The organism is Derxia lacustris, from assembly GCF_002105195.1.
Classification (GTDB): domain Bacteria; phylum Pseudomonadota; class Gammaproteobacteria; order Burkholderiales; family Burkholderiaceae_E; genus Derxia; species Derxia lacustris.
This window is the reverse complement of the sequence record NZ_MUHU01000008.1, coordinates 137,976-161,582: the sequence shown is the minus strand read 5'-3', so window position 1 is coordinate 161,582 and position 23,607 is coordinate 137,976. Positions and strand designations below refer to the sequence as shown.

Genomic DNA, 23,607 nt, shown 5'->3' with positions numbered 1-23,607 from the left:
GCGCGCCCCTCTCCTCCTCGCCAACGCCATGCAACTCAACTATCTGCGACGACTGTGGGCGCCCGTGTGCGATCGCGACGTGGATGGCGAGCTGCATGCCGAGTTCCGCGCGCTGCCCTGGCGCAGCCGCGCCAGCATCGTGCGGCGGCTGTTTCTGCGCGACCTGGCCGAAGTGCTCACCGGCCATGTGCGCTGGCGCCGCGCCCGCGTGACCCAGCCGGTGCGCCGGATGCTGTGGATGTACGGCTGGACCACGCTCGGCGACTCGGTCATGGACCTGGCCGCGCGCGACTGCATGCCCGACGGCGTCACCGTCGATCTCTGCCTGAGCCCCGGCCTCGCGCCGCTCTATGCCCACGATCCGCGCTTTGGCCAGGTGTTCACCGATCCGGCCCAGTGCAGCCGCGGCAACTACGACCTGATCCTGGTCCAGGACTACAACACCCGCGTCTTCGTCTGGCTGCGCACGCATTACCCGCGCGTGCCCTATGCCGGCGTCATTGGCGACCTGCGCGGCGAATGCCTGAACCGGCCGGCATTCGCCCAGGGCCGGGTCAATCTGCTGTTCGGCCGCAGCGCGCCGATCCGGCCGCCCTGGCTCGCGCCGCCGGCGGTCCGCATCGAGGCCGAGCCCGGCGACGGTCCGCGCACCGAGATCGCCGTCGCGCTCGGCGCCCGCGATCCGCGCCGCCGCATCGCCGACTGGGCCGTGCTATTGCCGGCGCTGATCGCGGCCTGGCCGGCCAGCCTGCCGCCGCCGCGCTTCCATCTGCTCGGCCTTGGCAATGCGCGCGCCGATGCCGACACCCTGCCCGACGGCGACTGGCGCGCCCGCCATTGCCGCGACCTGATCGACCGGCTCGACATCGCCAGCACCGCCGCCGTCATCCACGGCTGCGACGCCTTTCTCGGCCCCGACGGCGGCCTGATGCATGTGGCGCTGGCCTACGACAAGCCGGGCTGCGCGGTCTTCTTCAAGCCGATCGAGCCGGGCTGGCGCATGGTCGCGCCGCACCGCATGCACAGCGTGACCACGTCGGCGCCGACGGCGGTCGTGGCCGCCTTCCTGGCCAGCCTCGCCGCCGTCGATCAGAGCGCGACCGATGCGCCGCCGCGCGCCTCGACCGAGTACTGGATGCGGTACAGCCCGGCGTAGATGCCGTCGCGCGCCATCAGCTCGGCATGCGTGCCGACCTCGGCCACGCGGCCCTGATCCAGCACCACGATGCGATCCACCTTCTCGATGGTGCTGAGCCGGTGCGCGATCACGAGCGTGGTGCGGCCCTGCATCAGCCGCTCCAGCGCCGCCTGCACATGGCGCTCGCTTTCCGAGTCGAGCGCCGACGTGGCCTCGTCGAGGATGAGCACCGGCGCGTCCTTGAGCAGCGCGCGCGCGATGGCCAGCCGTTGGCGCTGGCCGCCCGACAGCCGCACGCCGTTCTCGCCGATCTCGGTGTCGTAGCCGGCCGGCAGCGAGCGGATGAAGTCGTCGAGATGCGCAGCGCGGCCCGCGTCCTCGATCTCGGCCCGGCTCGCATCGCGCTTGCCGCCATAGGCGATGTTGGCCGCGAGCGTGTCGTTGAACAGCACCACGTCCTGGCTGACCATCGCGATCTGCTCGCGCAGGCTGGCCAGCTCAAGCTCGTCGAGCGGCACGCCGTCGAGCAGGATCCGGCCCGAGGTCGGCCGGTAGAAGCGCGGCACCAGATTGGCAAACGAAGTCTTGCCGCCGCCCGACGCGCCCACCAGCGCCACCGCCTCGCCGGCCGCGATGCGCACCGACACGTCGTTGAGCGAGGGCCGGTCGGCCTGCTCGTATTGCAGCGTCACATGGTCGAACTCGATGGCGCCCCTGGCCCCGGTCAGCCTGCGCGCGCCGGTATCGGGCTCGGCTTCGGTATCGAGCAGCGTGAACACGCTTTCGGCCGCGATGATCCCGCGCTGCAACTGCGAGTTCACGTCGGTCAGGCGCTTCATCGGTGCCAGCAGCATCATCATCGCCGTCATGAAGGACGCGAACGCCGCCGAGGTCTGCTGCGTGACCGTGCCCTGCCAGATCACGATGCCGACCACGATGGCCAGCGCGATTGCCGCGACAAACTGCGACACCGCGCCCTGCGCCGACGAGGCCACCGATGCCCGCATCGCATAGCCGCGCAGCGCCGCATTGGTGCGGTCGAAGCGCCCGCTCTCATAGCCCTGGCCGCCGTAGATCTTGACCACCTTCTGGCCCTCGATCGCTTCCTGCAGCACGCCCAGCATCTCGCGGTTCGACTCCTGGCTCAGCCGGCCCATCGCGCGCAGCCGGCGCCGCGTGAGCTTGCCCACATAGCTCACCACCGGCGCGATCACCATCACCACCAGCGTCAGCTGCCAGTTGAGATAGAGCAGATAGGCGATCAGCCCGGAAATCATGATGCTGTCGCGGATCATCACGATCACCGCGCCGGTCGCCGCCTGGCCCACATTGCCCACATCGTTGGTGATGCGGCTGATGACCCAGGCGCTGCCGTGGCTATCGAGATAGCTGACCGGCAGCCGGATCAGGCGCGCGAACATGTCGCGCCGCAGGTCCTGCAGCACGCGATTGCCCACGTACTCCATCAAGTAGCTCGACCCGAAATTGGAGCCGCCGCGCATAAAGGCCAGCGCGATCAGCGCCAGCGGCCCAAGCCACACATAGCGCCATTCGCCAGAAAAGCCGCGCTCCAGCAGCAATTGCAGACCGCGCGGAATCATCCATTCCATGCCGCCGGCCACGACCATGCAGGCCACCGCGCCCAGAAAGGCCGGACGATAGGGCCGCGTATAGGCCAGCAGGCGGAAGTACAGCTTGCGACCGTCGGCCGCCTCTTGCTTTTCAGACATTGGAATCCTGTGGTGAGCCCGGTGACGGGCTGGCATTCGCGGCGGCGCGCCTCAGTAGACGAGCTGCCATTCGCGCGCGCTGGCAGCCTGGGCGAGCTGCTTGATCTCGATGTCGTCGCACAGCACGCGCTTGTCGGGCGGCAGCTTGAGCACGCCGCTCCAGCTGCCGTTGCGCACCTCGATCTGCACCGGCACGCCCATCGACGGCAGCGGCTCCAGCCGGCCGAGGAATTCATTCGCGCGCTCGATGGCGCCGTCCTGCGGCTGCTCGACCACCAGCCGCAGATGCTTGGCATGGCGCGCGCGCGCCGCCGCCAGCGTCTCGATGCTGTCGACCATGATGCGCACGCCGCCCGAGAACTCGTCAGAGCGCACGACGCCGGTGACCACGATGAGCGCGTCCTCGACCAGCACATTGCGGTAGGTGTCGAGGTTCTCGCCCGTGACCATGATTTCCTGCTGCGCCCGGCCGTCGTCGATGGCGACGATAGCCATGCGCCCGCGCCGGCCCATCATGATGCGCACGCCCGAGATCACGCCGGCCAGCGTCTGCTGCTCGCGCGACGGCCGCACCTGATCGAGCCAGGTGCGCGCAAACCGCCGCACCTCGCCGGCCCAGGCGTCGAACAGATGGCCCGACAGCGAGAAGCCGAACACGGTCTTCTCCTCGGTGAGCAGCTGGTGCAGCGACCACGGCTCGCAGGGCACGAGCGGCGGTTCGCCTTCCACCACGTCGTCGTCGCCGAACAGGCTGTTCTGGCTCGCCGACGCGGCACGCTGCTCGCCGAAATCCATCGCCAGCTGCACCGAGGCGAGCAGGGAGGCGCGGTCGGGCGTGATGCTGTCGAAGGCGCCGGCGCGGATCAGCGCCTCGATCGTGCGGCGGTTGACCGAGCGCTTGTCCACGCGCAGCACAAAGTCGAACAGCGAGGTGAACGGCCCGGCCTTGCGCGCTTCGAGGATGTTGAGGATGGCGCCCTCGCCCGTGCCCTTGATGGCGCCGAGCCCGTAGCGGATGGTGTTCTCGTCGGTCGGCTCGAAGCGGTAGGCCGACAGGTTCACGTCGGGGCCGAGCACCTTGAGCCCGTTGTTGCGCGTGGCGTCCGACCACAGGATCTTGATCTTGTCGGTGTCGTCCATCGCGCAGCTCATGTTGCCCGCGTAGAACTCGGCCGGAAAATGCTTCTTCAGATAGGCCGTGTAGTACGAGAGCAGCGCATAGGCCGCCGCATGCGACTTGTTGAAGCCGTAGCCGGCAAACTTTTCCATCAGGTCGAACATCTCGTTCGCCTTCGGTTCGGTGATGCCGTTCTTGGCCGCACCCGCCGCAAACAAGGCGCGGTGCTGGGCCATTTCCTCGGCCTTCTTCTTGCCCATTGCGCGGCGCAGCAGGTCGGCGCCACCAAGCGAATAGCCGCCGATGATCTGCGCCATCTGCATCACCTGCTCCTGGTAGACCATGATTCCGTAGGTCTCGGAGAGGATGCTTTCGACGCGCGGATCGGGGTACTCGACCCGCTCGCGGCCGTGCTTGCGGTCGCAGAAGCTCGGGATCAGGTCCATCGGGCCCGGCCGGTACAGCGCCACCAGCGCGATGATGTCCTCGAACTTGTCGGGCCGCGCCTTGATGAGCATGTCCTGCATGCCGCGGCTTTCCAGCTGGAACACGGCCACGGTATTGGCCGTCTTCAGCACCTCGAAGGCGCCTGCGTCGTCGAGCGGCGTCTGGCTCAGATCGAACTGCTCATGGCCCGGCCGGCGGTGGATGTAGCGCACCGCCCAGTCGAGGATGGTCAGCGTCGTCAGACCCAAGAAGTCGAACTTCACCAGGCCCACGGCCTCGACATCGTCCTTGTCGTACTGCGAGACGACGTTCGAGCCTTCCTGCACATACAGCGGGCAGAAGTCGGTGAGCTTGCCTGGCGCGATCAGCACGCCACCCGCGTGCATGCCGATGTTGCGGGTGATGCCCTCGACCCGCGCCGCGAGGTCAAGCAGCGTCGCCACTTCCTCTTCGTTCTTCTCGCGCTCCTCGATCTGCGGCTCGACCTCGCGTGCGTAGATCGTCTTCTCGTCCTTGGGATTGGTGCGCTTGCGGATGGTGACCGTCTTGCCCGGCGGCGCCGGCACCAGCTTGGCGATGCTGTCGACATAGCCGTAGCCCATGTCGAGCACCCGGCCCACGTCGCGCAACGCAGCCTTGGCGGCCATCGTGCCGAAGGTGGCGATCTGCGACACCGACTCGGCGCCGTACTTGTCGCGCACGTACTCGATCACGCGCTCGCGCCCGTCCTGACAGAAGTCGATGTCGAAGTCGGGCATCGAGACGCGCTCTGGGTTCAGGAAGCGCTCAAACAGCAGGTTGTAGCGCAGCGGATCGAGGTCGGTGATGCCGAGCACATAGGCCACCAGCGAACCCGCGCCCGAACCGCGCCCCGGGCCCACCGGCACGCCGTTGTTCTTGGCCCAGTTGATGAAGTCGGCCACGATCAGGAAGTAGCCGGGGAAGCCCATCTTGATGATGGTTCCGCACTCGAATTCCAGCCGCGCGAAGTACTCGGGCCGGCGCGCCGCGCGTTCCGCTTCATCCGGGAACAGCACCGCGAGGCGCTTCTCCAGCCCTTCCTTCGACAGATGCACCAGCCAGTCGTCGAGCGTGTAGCCGTCGGGCGTGGGGAATTGCGGCAGCTTGGGCTTGCCCAGTTCCAGTTGCAGGCTGCACCGGCGCGCGATTTCGAGCGTGTTTTCCAGCGCCGCCGGCAGGTCGGCGAACAGCGCCGCCATCTCGTCCTGCGAGCGCAGGTACTGGTCCTGGGTAAACGGCTTGGGTCGGCGCGTGTTGTTCAGCCGCTCGCCGGCCGCCACGCAATAGCGCGCTTCATGGGCGATGAAATCGTCCGGCTCAAGAAACTGCACCGGATGGGTCGCGACGATCGGCAGGCCCAGCTCTGCCGCCAGCCGCGCCGCCTCGGGCACATGACGCTGCTGTTCGGGATGTGAACTGCGTTGCAGCTCGATGTAGAAGCGATCCGGAAAGCGCGCCGCCAGTCGCTGCGCCGCTGCGCGGGCGCCCGCCGCATTGCCTTGGGCGAGCAGGCAACCGATCTCGCCCTGCGCCGCGCCCGACAGCGCAATCAGGCCATCGGTGCCGTCGTCGAGCCATGACTCCATCAGCTCGGGTCGGCCACGCACCTGATTGGTCAGCCAGGCGCGCGACAGCAGTTCGCAAAGCCGCAAATAGCCGGCGCGGTTCTGCACCAGCAGCAGAAGATCGAAGGGGTGCTCGGGATCGGCCGGATTGGCGAGGGTCACGTCGCAGCCGCAGATCGGCTTGACCCCCTTGCCGCGCGCTTCCTTGTAGAACTTGACCAGGCCGAACAGGTTGCCGGCATCGGTCATCGCCAGCGCTGGCTGGCGGTCGGCGGCGGCCTTGGCCACCATGTCGTCGACCCGGACGATACCGTCGGTGATCGAGTACTCGGTATGCACGCGCAGGTGCACGAAGCGGGCGGCCGGCGCGACGGGCGCATCGGCGGAAGACGGGGCGAGAGCTGCGGTTTCGGTCATCCCGCGATTGTAGAAGGCCGGGCGATCAGCCCGGCCCCGCACTCACCGCCCCCAGCAGGTGTTGTAGCTGCCGTCGCTGTTGCCCTTGACGCCGCGATGGTCGACGGTGAGCGTGCCGCATTCGTCGCTGGCATTCGGCCCCGGATCGTTTGGCGTGGCGCTCAGCGTGAATGCAGTTTCGGACAATTCGACCGAAATCGTGTATTTGCCGACCAATCCAGAATCGGCATTTACATTGGACAGATAGCTCGTGTATTCGCTCGCCGACGCACCATAACTGAATGTCTGGGTATGGATGCGTTCGAGGTACTGGGCCACGGCAAGCAATTGGCCGCGCGCTGCAACACGATTGCCACGCTGCACGTACTTTGTATATTGAGGTATGGCAATCGCCGAAAGCACGCCGATGATTGCCATTACCACTACAAGTTCCATCAGCGTGACACCGTGGATCGAATCACGACTTCGAATTGCTTTCCGAATCATTGCGTAATCTCGCGCCAGTTGCCGCGCCAGTAACGCACGCTTCCACCCAGGGATTTGTTGATCAAATTCTGACTGATGCTTCGTCCCAGCGCAGTTACGCCGATCGTGTTGCCTACAGTCGCCCGCAGAAGATAATTCAGCGCACTGGTCGTGCCTTCTATTTTCAGGCCACTCAGGCACTTGCCGTTTTCGCAATCGGCGGCACTGCTCGCATCGATGGATGAATTGTCGAATTGTGGAATGGCGGTTTGCGATCCATCGGCAAGATTCAATGCATACAGAATGGACGAGCCACCGAACTCACAATAGCCGGACGAAGGGGCAAACGAAGTCAGATACACAATTCCACCGATAACGTTTGCCTGGGCCAGCACCCGCTCGCCCGCCAGATTTGCGATATCCAGATACCAACCCTTTTTCACCGTAAGATCGACCTTCGATCCAGTAATCTGAACCCCAGTCAGATGCTCGGAACTGGTAATGCCAGATGAATCGTAGACCTTGGAGCTGGTCAATGCCTGCAAATCGGAGCGAAGCAGACCGCGTTCAGTCGCAGGTTCTGCGACGGCGTAAATCGTCTGACTGACGGGCAGCGAAGTCGAGTCGTCATCGGTTTCAAAGAACTTGCCGGTCCCGAACACCACCATGACCTGACCGGAATCGAGACGCCACAATGATGGCCTGGCAGTGATCGGCTGGGCAATTGCCGAACCGCCGCTTCCAACCTTCGCCTTGAACAAAGGCTGGGATCCACCACTGACCGACCATTTCGACATGTCGACGTCGGAGAGATCGAACTTCCACAAATTGCCCAACTTGTCGCCGGCATAAGCGGCAACGATTCTGCGCTGCTCGTCGACCCTGACCTCGACCGAACCCAATCCATTGGGAGAATTCTCGCTTCCGACGCCGGTATCGATACGCTTGAGTACATGCCCATCTTGCAAATCGAGAATGAAAAGCTGCGCCGTGTGACTAGCGCTTTCGTACCCGTTGGGAACCACTGCAACCCATTGACCACCGGAACTCGTCTGAACCACCCCAATGCGGGGCGCCGACAAGGTGTAACCCAATTCTTTGAAATCGGTTTCGCTGGAATCGTGCTCCCACAGCACCGAATTCTTTGTCATCGCGCTAGGCTTGGTGACATCCAAGGCAAAGATTGCCCGACCACCAGCCCCCGTACTGCCCAGCAGCACCGTACGCCATTCAGCCTTGTCGCCTACCGTCAAATAGGCATCGCTCGGTTCCAACGGCCCGTCGACGAACATTCTATGAACGTAATTCGGACTCGCATAGGATTTGAGCCCACCCAGAACCGACCGCGGGATATAAGCGAACACCTCTGCGCCACCTTCTTTGCTCGCCAGGGAATTGAAAGCGTGCAACATGCCGTCGTTCGCCCCCACGAAAACCACTGGGGTGCGCTTTTTAAAGCCCGCACGCGCCTCCAGATAGGATGAATGACCATCGATCGTGTCTGGCAAGGCGTCGTAGGCATAATCGTCGGATGGTCCGATCAAAACGGCATTACTCCCCAAAATATCCCCAAGTACATTGTCGTACGTGACTTTTGTTTCATCATCGACTTTTGTTTCGCGAGTCCGGAAACGATATTGCGCATATTTTGAATCGCTGACGGCGAGAGTTGCTGGACGATTGCGGACCTCCCATGTCGTATCGCCGCGAAGATAGTCGACAATACCCTTGTCACCACCCAGCGCCGATTGCTGAGAATCAGACAAGTCATCCCACAAGAATGCGACCGTTGAACCATTAGCATCTTTGGTGAATATCGAGCGCGATTTCGGTATAGGAACCCGCTTCGACGCAACCCAATAGACCGACTCCTTCCCGTCTTGGGCTGTTGAATAGCGAAGGTCTCCCGCCCAGTTTGTCGGCGCATAGCTGGAATACATCACCCCGCTATCGTTGGTATAGATGGCAGACTCTGTCATCGAGCCACCTGTTGTACCTGCGCTGATACTGATCTCGCTCAGCGCCTGAGTCAGGGATTTGGAAAGGTCGGTGTAGTTCTTGGCTGAGAAATATTTCCCGCGACTGTTGACTGCCGCGTGCCACATGTCATCGATTACCGCGGCCGGATCCAGCGATGGCTCGGTATTCTGATTTTCGGCGCTGAGATAAGGGCTGGCCCAAACTTTATCGCCTGAATAAATATACGGCAGATCGCTCGAAGGGTTGAGATAGCCATCAACCCCCAAGCCAACGACATAATTTGAGAGATGCTGCCAGAAAGCGATGTTATCGCTTGAATCCTGGACATTGTTTGCAATATCGGGTTGCAGATCGCGATTCCAGTAATACATCGCGATATCCGACAAAGTGCCTGAATAGCTGTCGGCGTAGGGCTTGGCCGCGATGTATTGCCGAACCTTGCCGTCGCTTTCACGCTTGATCGACGGGCCGTCCGTACCGTCGATGTTTCCAGTGGCATCCCCAACTGCACCGGCCCGATTCCACATCCCGTCGGATACGATCAGGCTGTAAGAACGACGGCAAGAAAGCGTCTTGACACTGTCTTGATCGGCACCGGCTGGATTGTTTGTCCATGGACTACCAGCTCCAGTTCTCTCGAAATATTTGCCAATATAGTCGAGCGACTCACGAGTCTGGGTTGCCGTAATATTATCTTCGGTTTTTGCGTTATATAAGCGATCGAAGAAGTCAACCCGATCGCTCCCGGAAAATGAACGTATTCCCGCCTTGATATAGGGCGTGACGACACCATCGATGTTCCTTTTACCCGAATCATTCCAGGGCGGAACCACATCGGCATAACCGATCCTGACAGAATTGTCTGCTTGCGCTGCGAGAGCTGCGCCAGTTGCACCGCGCGCAAGCAGATATCGTGAACGATAATAGACAAACCAATTGGCAAAGTTCTTGATTTCCTCGTCATAAGTGCAATAACTCGCAGCACAGTCGTCGCGGGCAGCACCTTTAGGGAAAGTCTTGGGACTTTCAGGATTCTCGTTTGAAATTACGTAGCGCGTGAACGACTCTATTTTCGACGGGTCGGCATAAGTCCGCACCCCGGTTTTTTCATCCACGGTATATTTGAGAACATAATAGGTGCCGAGATAATAGCTTTGCTGCGATACAGTGCCGATACTATGCTTGGCAAGCGACTTATCGTTATACCAATAGCCAGTAGTTGTATGACGCACAGTCAGATTTTCTGACCCGGCACCTATTGCAGCCAGATTTTCTGCCCCGGCACCTGGGCGCATTGGATTCCAATACGCAGCATCAGGTGCTGCTTCGGCCCATTCGGTGTTGTCGGCATGACGCCATGGGCGATAACGTATTTCCGGATCGTAATAGATACGATTCACCATTGCCGAACGGCGTTGCGCAACAAATAGATCGTCTTCATCAAAACCAAGCGATATTGGCGTCGATATGAACCCCGTCTTTCCGTTGACCACCCCCAATCTTGTGACACAGCAGACCGCGTTGTAGCCGTTGTAGATATAAAGTGACTCACTCGTCTGAAGCGGTAGAGGAAAAATATTATAGTTTCTCAATGAACCTTCATCATAAGGGAAGCCAAGGCTATCGGGCATCATTTCATAAAACATGGAGCCAGAACCGTCCATCACCAACATGATATTCGGCGCGGGCGTCTTTGCATTCAGCAACGGGTTTTGACTGATGCTGCTGGCAGCGGATACCGTAGGCAGCGATTTGCATGCAAGCCAGGTAGCGATGGCACACAGCAAGATTTTTCTTGTATTCATCACTTTTCAGACAGAAGGAAATACAGATTGCACCATGACAGTCGCGCCACCCGTCTTGCGATAAGCCTTTACGGTTGCGCGATATCCATTCCTGGTTTCACGCAAGTTGCCACCACTGATTTGTGCCGAAGAAGGTAAGAGCAGCACCTCATCGGCCATGCATTGGACGACGACATCCGCATCGTCCTTGGAATAGGTCGCCACGGCACTGTTCTCCTTGGTCCAATTGCTTGGCTTCGCCCAGTTATTGGGGTCTGCGCCGGTCGGACGTGGTGTTGGCGTACGCGAAAAAGTATTGCCGTGAAGTTCGTCCTGACAACGCCGCAAACCGCTCTCAGCCAATTCAAACACCAATTGCCGATCGCGTATGTTGGATGCGATCCGCTCCTCGCTTGTTGCTGAGCGCAGTGCAATGATTCCGAGAATCGTCAACAGCATTAGCATGACCAAGCTTATGATCAGCACAATCCCTCTGGCATATTTAGCTGAAAAGCCGTGATGCAGTCTGGTTTTCATGGCCGATATGTCTTGTTGCGGATGTTGACCGTGGTGCGAAATCGTTGCCTGTATCGACCGTCGCTCGCAAATTTCTGTTCGTTGCAATCCAGCGATTCATCGGTAAGCGTTACCGATCCCTTCTGGCTCGAACGAATCACCAAACAAATCTCGACACTCTGGACGTTCGAGAAATCGTATTTCGGCGATTTTTCTGCTGCTTCATGGCGGATTTCCGTCGCCGTCAGCACTCGATCGACAGAAAAGTCACTGTTGATATCGACACCGTAGCGAATGACAAATTGCTCGACCCCGGTCACCAGCGGTTGGGGTGAAGCCATCTTGACTCCGCTGCCACCGCCGCCCTGGCAATACAGAGTCGGCTCTTGGGTATTGGAGTCCGTTGCAATGAAATATGTATTGGATACTGTCTGGAAGCCAGTGGCCGCATCGGTTTCGGCTTCATCGCCGACGCAATCGACATTTGCGCCATTGGTGCTCGAACTGGTCGCTGCATGATAAGCGAGAGCGATCGATGCCTGATCGGCATTGACGCTGCCACAGCCGGCCGGTGCATTCACATCCTTGGTGAAACGACCATCGCAGCCATTGACCGCATAGCCGATACCGGAAGCGTTCCATCCGGTGCGGGTACTGCCCTTGTAGCGCGAGCCGTTCCAACCGCTCAGATAGTCGCCATATCCGGCCATGCGCAATTGCTCGGTCAACAGCTGAAGCGCAAGACGGCCATTGCTGCGTACCTCGACAGCCGCATCACTCGTCTTGCTCGCGCCGCGCGACGAGATATAAAGCGACGACACTGCGATCGACATGCCCAATCCGATGGCCATTGCGATCATGAGTTCGACGAGTGTGCGGCCGGCGCTATGTCTATGCCTTAATTTGCTCATGGCCAGATCGAAACCGTGTAGCACCGCAGATTCGCTACCTGAACGTCCGAGGCCGCACTCGACAGCAGTACCGCCGGACAGGTGAACGATTCCGCCGTCGAAGTCGATGCCGAGGCCTCCAGATCCTGTTCGCGCCACACCACGCTCAGCTTGTAGGCACCATCCGCCTTGTCGATGCGGAACCATGCACCCGGCAATTGCCGCTTCAGATCGTCGTTCCACCAGTCGTGCAGGTCACGCTGGGCAACCTGCTCCGCCGTGCAGTCGTCGGTGCAGGGCGGATCGTTCGGCTCGGTGCCCTGATAGTCGTTGGTGAAGAGATAGGCGGAGAGTCCGGACGCTCCCGTCGGATTGGCGCGAATGCGGTCTGCCAGACCGGAGGCAAGCAGCGCCGCCGTGCCGCGGAAATTGGCCACGTTCTGCAGGCGCATGCCCTGCAACTCCATGCCGGCCAGACCAAGCAGTGCCACGGCCGACACCGCCATGGTCACAAGCACTTCCACCAGCGAGAAGCCACGCCGACGCGAGGAAAGGGTCAGCCGTTGCATGAGGTCCCCGTCTTGTCTTCGCGGCGCAGACGACCGGCAGAACTCAGCACCAGGCAGCTCACCTTGCCGTCGCCCGGAAAGGCCACCGTAAAGGTCAGGCCGGCAAAGTTGCTGGCCGGCAGACCGGTGGCGCCAAAGCGCAGGCAGCTCTTCTGGACGCTGCTGGCGGTGATGGCGATCTGGCGTGCAGTCGAATCGGGCGGATCGAAGGCGCGCACCACATTCGTGTTGGACGTGGTCGGGCAGGTGGTGACCGAGCCAGTGCTGGGCAGCGTGAGCACCAGCCAGCCGTGGCTCCAGTCGCCCGTGCCGCTGCAATACGGCTCGCCGGCACGATCGGCGGCGCGCGGACAGAGGGCGGCGACACCTCGGGTGCGGATGGCCTCCTCGCGCGCGAGATTGATTGCAGCACGCAGATCCATCGCAACCGCGTCGCTCTGGTTTCCCTGAATGACGCTGCGGAAGGATGGCACCGCGATGCCCAGGGCGATCGCGGAAATGGCCACGACAACCATCAATTCAACGAGGGTGAAACCTCGCTTCCCGAAATGCATCGCTGTTCCCGCTGGAATTATTTGCAGCGAGGTTAGCGATCACCCGACAAGCGGCCGGAAGGACGATCAGGACTACGGATCGGAGGCCTTTCGTCGCGGATGAAAGGTTTTTCAGGTGACAGGAATCACGGAATCGTCAGAACCGATTCAAGCCGGGAAAACGCCTGTCGATAAGTAACGGTCGCCGCGATCGCAGACGATGAACACGATGGTCGCGTTCTCCACGCGTTCGGCCAATCGCAGGGCCACGCAGAGCGCGCCGGCCGCCGACACGCCAGCGAAGATGCCCTCTTCCGCCGCGAGCCTGCGCACCATGTCCTCGGCATCGCTCTGGCTCACGTACTCCATCACGTCGACCATGGCCGGATCGTGGATGCGCGGCATGTACTCCACCGGCCATTTGCGGATGCCGGGAATGCTGCTGCCGTCGGTGGGCTGGCAGCCGACGATCTGGATCGTCGGGCTGACTTCCTTGAGGTAGCGGCTGACGCCGTTGATCGTGCCGGTCGTGCCCATGCTCGACACGAAGTGGGTGATGCGCCCGTCGGTGTCGCGCCAGATTTCGGGACCGGTGGTTTCGTAGTGGGCGACCGGATTGTCGGGGTTGGCGAACTGGTCGAGCACCCGGCCCTTGCCTTCGCGCTCCATCTGGTCGGCGAGGTCGCGGGCGTATTCCATGCCGCCGGCACGCGGCGTGAGCACGATCTCGGCGCCGAAGGCGCGCATGGCCTGGCGCCGCTCGATGCTGAGGTTTTCGGGCATGACCAGGATCATCTTGTAGCCGCGGATCGCGGCGGCCATCGCGAGCGCGATGCCGGTATTGCCGCTGGTGGCTTCGATGAGCGCATCGCCGGGCTTGATGTCGCCGCGCGCCTCGGCGCGGGCAATCATGCTGAGCGCGGGCCGGTCCTTGACGCTGCCGGCAGGATTGTTGCCTTCGAGCTTGCCGAGGATGACGTTGCCGCGTGGCTCGCCGACCGCGCCCGGAATGCGTTGCAGGCGAACCAGCGGCGTGTTGCCGATGGTGTCTTCGATGGTCTTGTAGCGCATGGCGGCGTCCTCGGGCTCGTTGTAGGAAGAGTGCCGAGGATTTTACGCAGCCGTGCGCGGCTGTCGCCCGGCTTCAGACCCAGTCGCGTGGCGGCAGATAGGTTTGCAGCAGTTCGGCCTCGCGGCTGCCGGGCGCGGGCGTGTATTGATAGGCCCAGCGCGCAAGCGGCGGCATCGAGGCGAGGATGCTTTCGGTGCGCCCGCCCGATTGCAGGCCGAACAGCGTGCCGCGATCCCAGACGAGATTGAACTCGACGTAGCGTCCGCGCCGGTAGGCCTGCCAGTCGCGCTCGACCCCGCCGTAGGCGTCGTCTTTGCGCCGCTCGACGATCGGCAGATAGGCCTTGAGAAAGCCGTCGCCGACCGACCGCAGCATCGCGAAGCTCTGCTCGAAGCCCAGCTCCGAGAAGTCGTCGAAGAACACGCCACCGATGCCGCGCGCCTCGCCGCGATGCTTGAGGAAGAAGTACTCGTCGCACCAGCGCTTGAAGCGCGGATGCAGGTCGGCGCCAAACGGCGCGAGCGCATCGCGGCAGACGGCGTGGAAGTGGCGCGCGTCTTCCTCGACGCCATAATAGGGCGTGAGGTCCATGCCGCCGCCGAACCACCACACGTCGGCGTCGCCGCTGCCCTCGGGCGCGCGCGCCACGAAGCAGCGCACGTTCATGTGCACCGTCGGCACATGCGGATTGCGCGGATGCAGCACCAGCGACACGCCCATGGCCTCGAAGCTGCGTCCGGCCAGCTCGGGCCGGTGCGCGCTGGCCGAAGGCGGCAGCTTGCCGCCCGACACATGGCTGAACAGCACGCCGCCGCGTTCGAGCAGGCTGCCCTCCTCCACCAACCGCGTGAGGCCGCCGCCGCCTTCGGCGCGCTGCCAGTCGTCGGCAATGAAGGGCCTGGTCTCGAAGCGGCCGAGGCCGTCGACGATGCTGGCCTGCAAACCCAGCAGATAGCGCTTGACCGCGCCGGTATCGACGGTGCTCATGCGCGCTTGATGGCGCGATGGCCGATGTCTGTGCGGAACTGCATGCCGGCAAAGCGGATCGGCGTCGCCGCCTCGTAGGCCGTGTGCTGCGCCATCTTGACGCTGTCGCCCAGGCCGACGACGCAGAGCACGCGGCCGCCGGCAGTCAGCACCTGGCCGTCCTTGGCTGCCGTGCCGGCGTGGAAGACGATGGCGTCCGCCGTCTCGGCCGGGATGCCGAGGATCGGGTCGCCCTTGCGCGGATTGTCGGGATAGCCGTCGGACGCGAGGATCACGCACAGCGCGGTGCGCCGGTCCCATTCCATCGTGGCCTGATCGAGCTTGCCGTCGACCGCCGCGTCGAGCACCGGCAGCAGATCGCTCTTGAGCCGGGCCATGATCGGCTGCGTTTCGGGGTCGCCCATGCGCGAGTTGAACTCGACCACGCGCGGCGTGCCGGCGGCGTCGATCATCAGTCCCACATACAGAAAGCCGGTGAACGGCCGGCCCTCGGCCGCCATGCCGGCCACCGTGGGCTTGACCACCTGCTGCATCACCTTGGCATGCAGGTCGGGCGTGACGATGGGCGCCGGCGAATACGCACCCATGCCGCCGGTGTTGGGGCCCTTGTCGCCGTCGAGCAGGCGCTTGTGATCCTGCGCGCTGGCCATCGCCAGCATGTGCTTGCCGTCGCAGATCACGAAGAAGCTCGCCTCCTCGCCGGCCATGAATTCCTCGATGACCACGCGCGAGCCGCTGGCGCCGTACTTGGCGTCGACCATGATCGTGTCGATGGCCTCATGCGCCTCGGCCAGCGACATGGCCACGACCACACCCTTGCCCGCCGCCAGACCGTCGGCCTTGATGACGATCGGCGCGCCCTGCGCCTCGACATAGGCATGCGCGGCGGCCGCATCGGTAAAGGTTTCATACGCGGCGGTCGGCACGCCGTGACGCTTCATGAAGCCCTTGGCGAAGTCCTTCGACCATTCGAGTTCAGCCGCCGCCTTGCTCGGCCCGAACACGCGCAGCCCCTTGCTCTGGAACAGGTCGACGATGCCATCGGCCAGCGCCGCGTCGGGCCCGATGACCGTCAGCCCGACCTTCTCCGCCAGCGCGAAATCGGCCAGCGCCGCGTGATCGGTGATCGCCACGTTCTGCAGGCGCTTGTCGAGCGCGGTGCCCGCATTGCCCGGCGCCACATACACCACCGTCACCTTGGGCGACTGCGCCAGTTTCCATGCGAGCGCATGTTCGCGCCCGCCCGAGCCCACGACCAGAACCTTCATCGCTCAGCCTTCCAGGATCGCGGTGGTGTAGACCTGCTGCACATCGTCGAGGTCTTCGAGCAGATCGAGCAGCTTCTGCATCTTCTCGGCGTCCTCGCCGGCGAGCGGGGTTTCGTTCAGCGGCTTCATGGTGATTTCAGCCACTTCGGCCTTGAGGCCGGCGGCTTCGAGCGCCTTCTTCACCGCCTCGAAATCGCCCGGCGCGCTCAGCACCTCGATGCCGCCTTCGTCGTCGGTGATGACGTCTTCCGCGCCGGCTTCAAGCGCGGCTTCCATCACCTTGTCCTCGCTCGTGCCGGGCGCGAACAGGAACTGGCCGCAGTGCTTGAACATGAAGCTGACCGAGCCGTCGGTGCCCAGATTGCCGCCGGTACGCGACAGCGCATGGCGCACTTCGGCGACGGTGCGGACCTTGTTGTCGGTCATGGTGTCGATCATCAGCGCCGCGCCGCCCACGCCGTAACCCTCGTAGCGGATTTCCTCGTAGACCACGCCTTCGAGGTTGCCGGTGCCGCGGTCGATGGCGCGCTTGATGTTGTCCGCCGGCATGTTCTGTTCCTTGGCCTTATCGATGGCCAGGCGCAGACGCGGATTGGAGGTGATGTCGGCTCCGCCGACGCGGGCCGATACCGTGATTTCACGGATCAGCTTGGTCCAGACCTTGCCGCGCTTCTCGTCCTGACGGCCCTTGCGGTGCTGGATGTTGGCCCATTTTGAGTGTCCGGCCATGGCGCTTACCTGTCCCTTCCTTGGTCCCCGCGGGCAGGCGCTGCAACGGCCTGCCGGGGGAATTGTTCGTAGAATCAAAGCCTTTCATTTTAGCAGCCGGCCCGACCCGGGCCGACTGCGACCATGCGACGCCGCCATGACCGAACCCATCCTCGTCGCCCGCACCGCCGGCCGGCCGCTCGAATTGCTGCCGGCGCTGGCCAATCGGCACGGCTGCATCACCGGCGCCACCGGCACCGGCAAGACCGTGACGCTGCAACGGCTCGCGCATGAATTCTCGGCGCTCGGCGTGCCGGTGTTCATGGCCGACGTCAAGGGCGATCTCTCGGGACTGGCCAGGCCCGGCAGCCCGAGCGACAAGCTCGCGGCGCGGCTGGCCGAACGCGGCATCGAACTGCCGGTGCCCGAAGCCTGCCCGGTGACCTTCTGGGATGTGTACGGCGAACTCGGCCATCCGGTGCGCGCTACCGTTTCCGACATGGGCCCGCTGCTGCTCGCACGCCTGCTCGGCCTGAACGACACCCAGACCGGCGTGCTCAACCTCGTATTCAAGATTGCCGACGACGAGGGCCTGCTGCTGCTCGACCTGAAAGACCTGCGCGCGATGTGCCAGCACGTCGGCGAGAACGCCAAGAGCTTCACGACCGAGTACGGCAACGTGTCGAGCGCCTCGATCGGCGCGATCCAGCGCGGGCTGCTGGCGGTCGAGCAGCAGGGCGGCGACCGTTTCTTCGGCGAGCCGATGCTGAACATCGACGACCTGATGCAGACGGTCGACGGGCGCGGCGTGGTCAACATCCTGGCCGCCGACAAGCTGATGAACGCGCCCAAGCTCTACTCGACCTTCCTGCTCTGGCTGCTGTCCGAGCTGTTCGAGCGGCTGCCGGAAGTCGGCGATGTCGATCAGCCGAAGATCGTCTTCTTCTTCGACGAGGCGCATCTGCTGTTCGACGAGGCGCCGAAGGTGCTGGTCGACAAGGTCGAGCAGGTGGTGCGGCTGATCCGCTCGAAGGGCGTGGGCGTGTATTTCGTCACGCAGAACCCGCTCGACATTCCGGACGGCGTGCTGGCGCAGCTCGGCAATCGCGTGCAGCACGCGCTGCGCGCCTTCACGCCGCGCGATCAGAAGGCGGTGCGCACGGCGGCCGAGACGATGCGGCCCAATCCGCGCCTCGATGCGGTGAAGGCGATCCAGGAGCTCGGCGTCGGCGAGGCGCTGGTCAGCTTTCTGGACGAGCATGCGACGCCCGCGATCACCGAGCGCGGCTGGGTCGTGCCGCCGGGCTCGCAGATCGGGCCGGTCACGCCGGATGAGCGACGCGGCTTCATCGCCGGGTCACTGGTGGCCGGCGTGTACGAGGAAACGGTCGACCGCGAATCGGCCTATGAACGGCTGACCGGCCGCGTCGCACCGAGCGCTCCGGCGCCCGCCGACACGGCGCGCCGGCCGGAACCGACCGCCGCCGAAACCATGCAGGACGAATTGGGCGGGCTGTTCGGCAGCCCGGCCGCGCGACCGGCACCGCGCAGCGCACCGCGCCCGGCCGAGCCGTTGCGCGAGCCGCGCCGCGCCCCGCCGGCTGAGCCGCGTGCTCCGGCGCGCCGCAGCGACACGCTGGTGGAAACGGTCGCCAAGAGCGCGCTGCGCTCGATGGGCTCGTCGCTCGGCCGGGAGATCGTGCGCGGCGTGCTAGGCAGCATCCTCGGCAAGCGGCGCTAGGCGCTTCGGGCCGGCGCCGACCTCACGAAAGCGTCAGGTCGGCGCAATCGCGCTGCGGATCAGCGCCGGCGCAGCGGCACCGGCGCCGACGCGCGCACATGGTTCGCATCGCGATGCACGACGGCGGTCTTCTCGACCGTCTTGGCGGCGACTGCCTTGGCGCCGCTCACGCTGGCCAGCCCCGCGCTCGCCACGGTGGAAGCCACCTTCACCGCCTCGCGGCCGGCCTGCTCCACATAGACGGCGAGCCGCTGACCGGCGCTCAGGCGCTCGGACGAACCGAGCTTGTTCCATTCGCGCACCGAGGCCACCGACACGCCCGAGCGGCGCGCGAATTCGCTGACCGTCTCGCCATTGCGCGCCGCCAGCAGCACGCGGCGGCTCGGCGTCGGTTCGGGCTCGAAGGCGTTGCCGGCCTGGGCCATGGCCGCATCCGAGACGGCCGCATTCGCCGTATCGCCGTTGCGCGGCACGATCAGCGTCGCGCCGGCGCGCACCAGCATGCCGCGCGGAATGTTGTTGAGCGCACGCAGATCGCTCGACTCGATGCCGTAGCGCGCCGCGATCGTCTCGACCCGCTCGCGCCGGCCGACCACCGCCGTGGTGTAGCTGGCGAGCGTCGCGTCGGCGGCCTCCAGCGCGCGCTGGAAAGCCTCGACCCGGTCGACCGGCAGCACGATCTGCGGCTGGGTCGCGGCCAGGATCACCGGGCGGTTGAACGACGGATTGAGCGCATGGAACTCCTCGACCGTCATGCCGGCCAGCCGCGCCGCCGAAGCCACGTCGATGTCGCGCGTGCAGGGCACGGTGGCGAAATAGCGCTCGTTGTCGATGCGCGGCAGGTCGATGCGGAACTCGCCCGGATTGGCGACGATGTTCTTCACCGCTTGCAGACGCGGCACGTAGTTGCGCGTCTCGGTCGGCATGTCGAGGCTGGCGTAATCGGTCGGCAGGCCCTTGCGCTGGTTCTTGTCGATGGCGCGCTGGACGGCGCCCTCGCCCCAGTTGTAGGCCGCGAGCGCCAAGTGCCAGTCGCCGAACATGTCGTGCAGCTTGGTCAGGTAGTCGAGCGCGGCGCGCGTGCTTTCGAGCACATCGCGGCGCTCGTCGCGGAACAGGTTCTGGCGCAGGCCAAAAGTCTTGCCGGTGCCCGGAATGAACTGCCAGATGCCGGACGCTGCCGCCGGCGACAGCGCCTGCGGATTGAAGGCCGACTCGATGAAGGGCAGCAGCGCGATCTCGGTCGGCATGCCGCGCCGCTCGATCTCGTCGACGATGTGGAACAGGTAGCGCGAGGCGCGCTCGGCCATGCGCTTGACCTGATCCGGGCGGTCGGCGTACCAGCGCTCGCGCGACTCGACCAGCGGCGACGACAGATCGGGCACGTTGAAGCCGCGCCGGATGCGCTCCCACAGGTCGGGCGGCGCCACGTCGGCCGAGGTGGCGAGTACGCCGCCCGCGCCGCCGATGGCCGACGCCGGCAGCGACAAGCCGACGCCGCCGACGGCCTGGGGCGACTCGCTGCCGCCCCAGCTGTCGACCTGGGGCCGGAAGCCTTCGCCAGAGGCGGGCGCAATGCCGCGTCCGGCGCTGGCCTCGATGCCGGCGGCCGAGGCTGCATCGATGGCGATGCCGGCCGCGCCCGCCTCGACGGCAGCGGCGGCGGCCGCCACAGGCTCGGCATGCACCGCCGGCAGCGCGGCAATGGCAAACACGCCGCCCACCAGGGCAAGCGCAAGACGACGGATCAGGGGAAGGACGGCGAACGGCGGGACGGAAAGCTGAGGTGGCACGCGGGGAATCCTTGGCGGGACATTCGGCTGCGGCGGAAGGACTCGCGGCAGCGCGGTCCGGCAAATAGCGTTGTTTGTCGGCGCCAGATCAGGCGACCGGACAGCCCCGCAAAGGAGCCGGGCGAGTCTAACGAGCGCTTCTTGCGAGCGTCAAACCACGGTTCTGCATGATGGAATGCCAAACCGCTGCAGTCGGCGCGGTTTGCGGCTGCGCAGGAATGCGCCACACGGCGCACGCAGCATCAGGCGAACACGTTTTTCCAGGCGCGCAGGATCGCAAAGCTGCGCGCCGCGCCGTCGAGCCCGTCCCACAGCGCCGACTGGCGCGCCACGTCGGGCAGCTGCGCGGCCGCCTCGGCGCTTGCGGCCACGGCCGGCTCGGCAGCGCGCAGAAACGGATTGGTCGCCAGTTCGAGCGCAATGCTCGACGGCAGCGAGATGCGACCGTCGGCGCGCCAGCCGCGCACCAGCCGCTCACGCTCGACCAGTGCCGCATTGCCCGGTTCGACCGCCAGCGCAAACCGCAGATTGGCCAGCGTGTACTCATGCGCGCAGTACACCGCCGTGGAACCGGGCAGCGCGGCCAGCCGGGACAGCGAGGCCCACATCTGCGCCGACGTGCCCTCGAACAAGCGGCCGCAGCCGCCGGCAAACAGCGTGTCGCCGCAGAACAGCGCCGCCAGCCGCGGCAGGTAATAGGCGATGTGGCCGCGCGTATGGCCCGGCACCGCAATCACCTCGGCGGTCTGGCCGAACAGCTCGAAGCGCTCGCCGCCCTCGTGCGGCTCGGTCACGCCGGCGATGGCTTCGGCGCGCGGGCCGTGCACGCGGCAGGGCTGCTCGGCCGCGAGCGCGGCCACGCCGCCGGTGTGATCGGCGTGATGATGGGTGAGTAGAATCGCGCCGAGCGTCAGGCCACGCTCGGCCAGCGCCTGCCGCACCACGGCGGCATCGCCCGGATCGACGATCGCGGCGCGGCGACCATCCTCGATCAGCCAGAGATAGTTGTCGGCAAACGCCGGCAGGGCGTGAACGGCAAGCATGCAACGACTCCTGGTTTCCAGTTCCCTGTTCCGCGACGCGACGGCGCCGACTCAGGCTCACATGGGCGGCGCAAGCCTAACCCAGGCCGCCAATCACGCAGATGTGCCGCCACCCGCGCGCCAGCCCGTGCCGGGCGGTCAGCCATTTCATCAGCCCGAGCCGCCCGGCGCCGATCTGGCCGCCTTCTTCAGCTCGCCGCGCGGGCGCTATCTGCTGGCCTGGGAGCAGGCCCAGTTCGATGCGCGCGTGAGCGACATCTTCGGCTTCAACGCCGGCCAGCTCGGCATGCCCGAGCTCGACTGCCTGCGCACCAACCGCATGCCCTTCGCCTTCGCCACTGCCGAAAACGCCTTCGACGGTCACCGGCTGCTGGCCGGCACGCGCTGCACCGCGCTGGTCGAATCGAGCTTCGAGGCCCTGCCCTTCGCCGGCCAGTCGATCGATCTGCTGGCACTGCCGCACACGCTCGACTTCTCGGCCGATCCGCATCAGGTGCTGCGCGAGGTGGAACGGGTGCTGGCACCGGAAGGCCGGATCGTCATCACCGGCTTCAATCCGTTCTCGTTCTGGGGCTTGGCGCAGATGGTCGGGCGCGCGGGTGGCGGTGGTCTGCTGCCGCCCAAGGCCGATGGCACGCATGCGCAGTTCATGAGCCTGCTGCGGCTGAAGGACTGGCTCAAGCTGCTCAATTTCGAGGTCGAGGGCGGCGCCTTCGGCTGCTACCGTCCGCCGGTACGCTCCGACGCCTGGCTCGATCACACGCGCTGGCTGGAGCCGGCCGGCGACCGCTGGTGGCCGGTGTTCGGCGCCGTGTATCTGATCGTCGCGGTCAAGCGCGTGGCCGGCATGCGACTCATCGGCCGCAGCTGGAAGACGCAAGGCCAGCGCGCCGCCAGCCTCGCGCCGGCAACGCGCAACTGTTAATCACGCTGAAGGAATTTCGCTTTGACGCAAGCAACATCGGGCGAGCTGCCCGTGGTGGAGATCTATGCCGACGGTGCCTGCAAGGGCAATCCGGGGCGCGGCGGCTGGGGCGCCATTTTGCGCACCCGGCGCGGTGAGGAATGGATCGAGAAGGAGCTGTTCGGCGGCGAGCCGCTCACCACCAACAACCGCATGGAACTGCTCGCGGTCATCAGCGCGCTCAAGGCGCTGACCAAGCCCTGCCGCGCGACGGTGTTCACCGACTCGCAATATGTGCAGAAGGGCATCAGCGAATGGATCGTCGGCTGGAAGGCGCGCGGCTGGAAGACCGCCGCCAAGGAGCCGGTGAAGAACGCCGACCTGTGGCGCGAGCTCGACGCCTTGCGCGCCGGCCATGAACTGCGCTGGGAATGGGTGCGCGGCCACAACGGCCACGAAGGCAACGAACGCGCCGACGCGCTGGCCAACAAGGGCTGCGCGTCGCTCGGGCGCTAGGACGCGCTCGGCGCCGGCCGGCTCGGCTCGGCCGGCGGCGCCAGCGTGAGACCCGAGGCGCGCATCTGTTCCATCGTCTTTTCGCCGATGCCGGGCACGCGCGCGTGCAGGTCGTCCCAGGACCGGAACGGACCCTTGGCCTCGCGCTCCTTCAGGATCAGCGCCGCCTTCGACGGCCCGAGCCCGCGCGCCGATTCCAGCTCGGCCAGCGATGCCGCATTCAGATCGACCGCCGACGCGCCGTGCCACACCGCCAGCGAGGTCACGCTGATCATCAACATCCGTTTCAACATCTTCAGGCTCCCGAGCAGCAGACGACGGGCGAACCCGCCCTTTGCTTGGGATGACGGCCGGCGGCCGGCAAAACTGAAGCGCGAATTCATCATGCGGATTTCCGATCGTC

The 23,607-nt window shown here is 64.7% G+C and carries 19 protein-coding genes and 1 pseudogene; 4 read left to right on the top strand and 16 right to left on the bottom strand.

The features are described from left to right. Positions 1-28: 28 nt before the first annotated feature. Positions 29-1,156 carry a glycosyltransferase family 9 protein gene (locus tag B9P64_RS07505; RefSeq protein ID WP_139826188.1) on the top strand — a complete coding sequence of 376 codons (1,128 nt, stop codon included), beginning with the start codon at positions 29-31 and terminating at the stop codon, positions 1,154-1,156. Here B9P64_RS07505 and msbA read toward each other — a convergent pair. From msbA to B9P64_RS07445, 13 genes and pseudogenes are all read right to left on the bottom strand, one after another. Further along, a complete protein-coding gene (gene msbA / locus B9P64_RS07500; RefSeq protein WP_085315622.1) occupies positions 1,090-2,868 on the bottom strand; it encodes a lipid A export permease/ATP-binding protein MsbA in 1,779 nt (592 codons plus the stop codon). The two genes, B9P64_RS07505 and msbA, sit on opposite strands and share 67 nt — an antisense overlap. Before the next feature lie 51 nt (positions 2,869-2,919). Next, entirely contained in the window at positions 2,920-6,435 is a 3,516-nt protein-coding gene (gene dnaE, locus B9P64_RS07495) for a DNA polymerase III subunit alpha (protein ID WP_085315621.1), read from the bottom strand. Between the two features lie 42 nt (positions 6,436-6,477). Next, entirely contained in the window at positions 6,478-6,921 is a 444-nt protein-coding gene (locus B9P64_RS07490; protein WP_085316001.1) for a type IV pilin protein, read from the bottom strand. Continuing rightward, positions 6,918-10,685, bottom strand: coding sequence for a pilus assembly protein (locus B9P64_RS07485; RefSeq protein WP_085316000.1), 3,768 nt, complete (start codon positions 10,683-10,685; stop codon positions 6,918-6,920). The genes B9P64_RS07490 and B9P64_RS07485 overlap by 4 nt, the downstream gene beginning before the upstream one ends. A 6-nt stretch (positions 10,686-10,691) precedes the next feature. Then, positions 10,692-11,201 (bottom strand): pilus assembly PilX family protein, encoded by a 510-nt coding sequence (locus tag B9P64_RS07480; RefSeq protein ID WP_085315620.1) that lies wholly within the window; start codon positions 11,199-11,201, stop codon positions 10,692-10,694. Continuing rightward, complete coding sequence (locus tag B9P64_RS07475; RefSeq protein ID WP_217808661.1) at positions 11,198-12,040, bottom strand: PilW family protein; 843 nt, start codon at positions 12,038-12,040, stop codon at positions 11,198-11,200. The genes B9P64_RS07480 and B9P64_RS07475 overlap by 4 nt, the downstream gene beginning before the upstream one ends. Before the next feature lie 47 nt (positions 12,041-12,087). Beyond that, complete coding sequence (pilV, locus tag B9P64_RS07470) at positions 12,088-12,639, bottom strand: type IV pilus modification protein PilV (protein ID WP_085315618.1); 552 nt, start codon at positions 12,637-12,639, stop codon at positions 12,088-12,090. Continuing rightward, entirely contained in the window at positions 12,627-13,061 is a 435-nt protein-coding gene (locus B9P64_RS07465; protein ID WP_235839922.1) for a GspH/FimT family protein, read from the bottom strand. The genes pilV and B9P64_RS07465 overlap by 13 nt, the downstream gene beginning before the upstream one ends. A gap of 57 nt (positions 13,062-13,118) precedes the next feature. Beyond that, positions 13,119-13,193, bottom strand: a pseudogene (locus B9P64_RS30635) (prepilin-type N-terminal cleavage/methylation domain-containing protein); the annotation flags it as partial. Positions 13,194-13,340: 147 nt separating this feature from the next. Continuing rightward, a complete protein-coding gene (gene cysM / locus B9P64_RS07460; protein ID WP_085315617.1) occupies positions 13,341-14,243 on the bottom strand; it encodes a cysteine synthase CysM in 903 nt (300 codons plus the stop codon). Positions 14,244-14,316: 73 nt separating this feature from the next. Then, positions 14,317-15,231: an oxygen-dependent coproporphyrinogen oxidase gene (gene hemF, locus B9P64_RS07455; protein WP_085315616.1), complete on the bottom strand. Its 915-nt coding sequence runs from the start codon at positions 15,229-15,231 to the stop codon at positions 14,317-14,319. Beyond that, positions 15,228-16,499, bottom strand: a complete 1,272-nt coding sequence (gene purD, locus B9P64_RS07450) for a phosphoribosylamine--glycine ligase (protein ID WP_085315615.1) — start codon at positions 16,497-16,499, stop codon at positions 15,228-15,230. Before purD ends, hemF begins: the two co-directional genes overlap by 4 nt. A gap of 3 nt (positions 16,500-16,502) precedes the next feature. Then, positions 16,503-17,228 carry a YebC/PmpR family DNA-binding transcriptional regulator gene (locus tag B9P64_RS07445; RefSeq protein WP_085315614.1) on the bottom strand — a complete coding sequence of 242 codons (726 nt, stop codon included), beginning with the start codon at positions 17,226-17,228 and terminating at the stop codon, positions 16,503-16,505. Between the two features lie 136 nt (positions 17,229-17,364). On the opposite strand from B9P64_RS07445, the gene B9P64_RS07440 reads away from it, so the two are divergent. Next, complete coding sequence (locus tag B9P64_RS07440) at positions 17,365-18,948, top strand: helicase HerA-like domain-containing protein (RefSeq protein ID WP_085315613.1); 1,584 nt, start codon at positions 17,365-17,367, stop codon at positions 18,946-18,948. Positions 18,949-19,007: 59 nt separating this feature from the next. Here the strand turns inward: B9P64_RS07440 and B9P64_RS07435 are convergent, their stop codons facing one another. Both B9P64_RS07435 and gloB read right to left on the bottom strand, forming a co-directional pair. Beyond that, positions 19,008-20,741, bottom strand: coding sequence for a transglycosylase SLT domain-containing protein (locus B9P64_RS07435; RefSeq protein WP_235839921.1), 1,734 nt, complete (start codon positions 20,739-20,741; stop codon positions 19,008-19,010). Positions 20,742-20,983: 242 nt separating this feature from the next. Beyond that, complete coding sequence (gene gloB, locus B9P64_RS07430) at positions 20,984-21,784, bottom strand: hydroxyacylglutathione hydrolase (RefSeq protein ID WP_085315611.1); 801 nt, start codon at positions 21,782-21,784, stop codon at positions 20,984-20,986. On the opposite strand from gloB, the gene B9P64_RS07425 reads away from it, so the two are divergent. Together B9P64_RS07425 and rnhA are read left to right on the top strand one after the other, a co-directional pair. Then, positions 21,783-22,709, top strand: coding sequence for a class I SAM-dependent methyltransferase (locus B9P64_RS07425; RefSeq protein WP_235839920.1), 927 nt, complete (start codon positions 21,783-21,785; stop codon positions 22,707-22,709). The two genes, gloB and B9P64_RS07425, sit on opposite strands and share 2 nt — an antisense overlap. A gap of 45 nt (positions 22,710-22,754) precedes the next feature. After that, entirely contained in the window at positions 22,755-23,204 is a 450-nt protein-coding gene (gene rnhA / locus B9P64_RS07420; protein ID WP_085315997.1) for a ribonuclease HI, read from the top strand. Here the strand turns inward: rnhA and B9P64_RS07415 are convergent. Then, positions 23,201-23,590 carry a ComEA family DNA-binding protein gene (locus B9P64_RS07415; protein WP_085315608.1) on the bottom strand — a complete coding sequence of 130 codons (390 nt, stop codon included), beginning with the start codon at positions 23,588-23,590 and terminating at the stop codon, positions 23,201-23,203. The genes rnhA and B9P64_RS07415 overlap by 4 nt on opposite strands. Positions 23,591-23,607 lie beyond the last annotated feature (17 nt).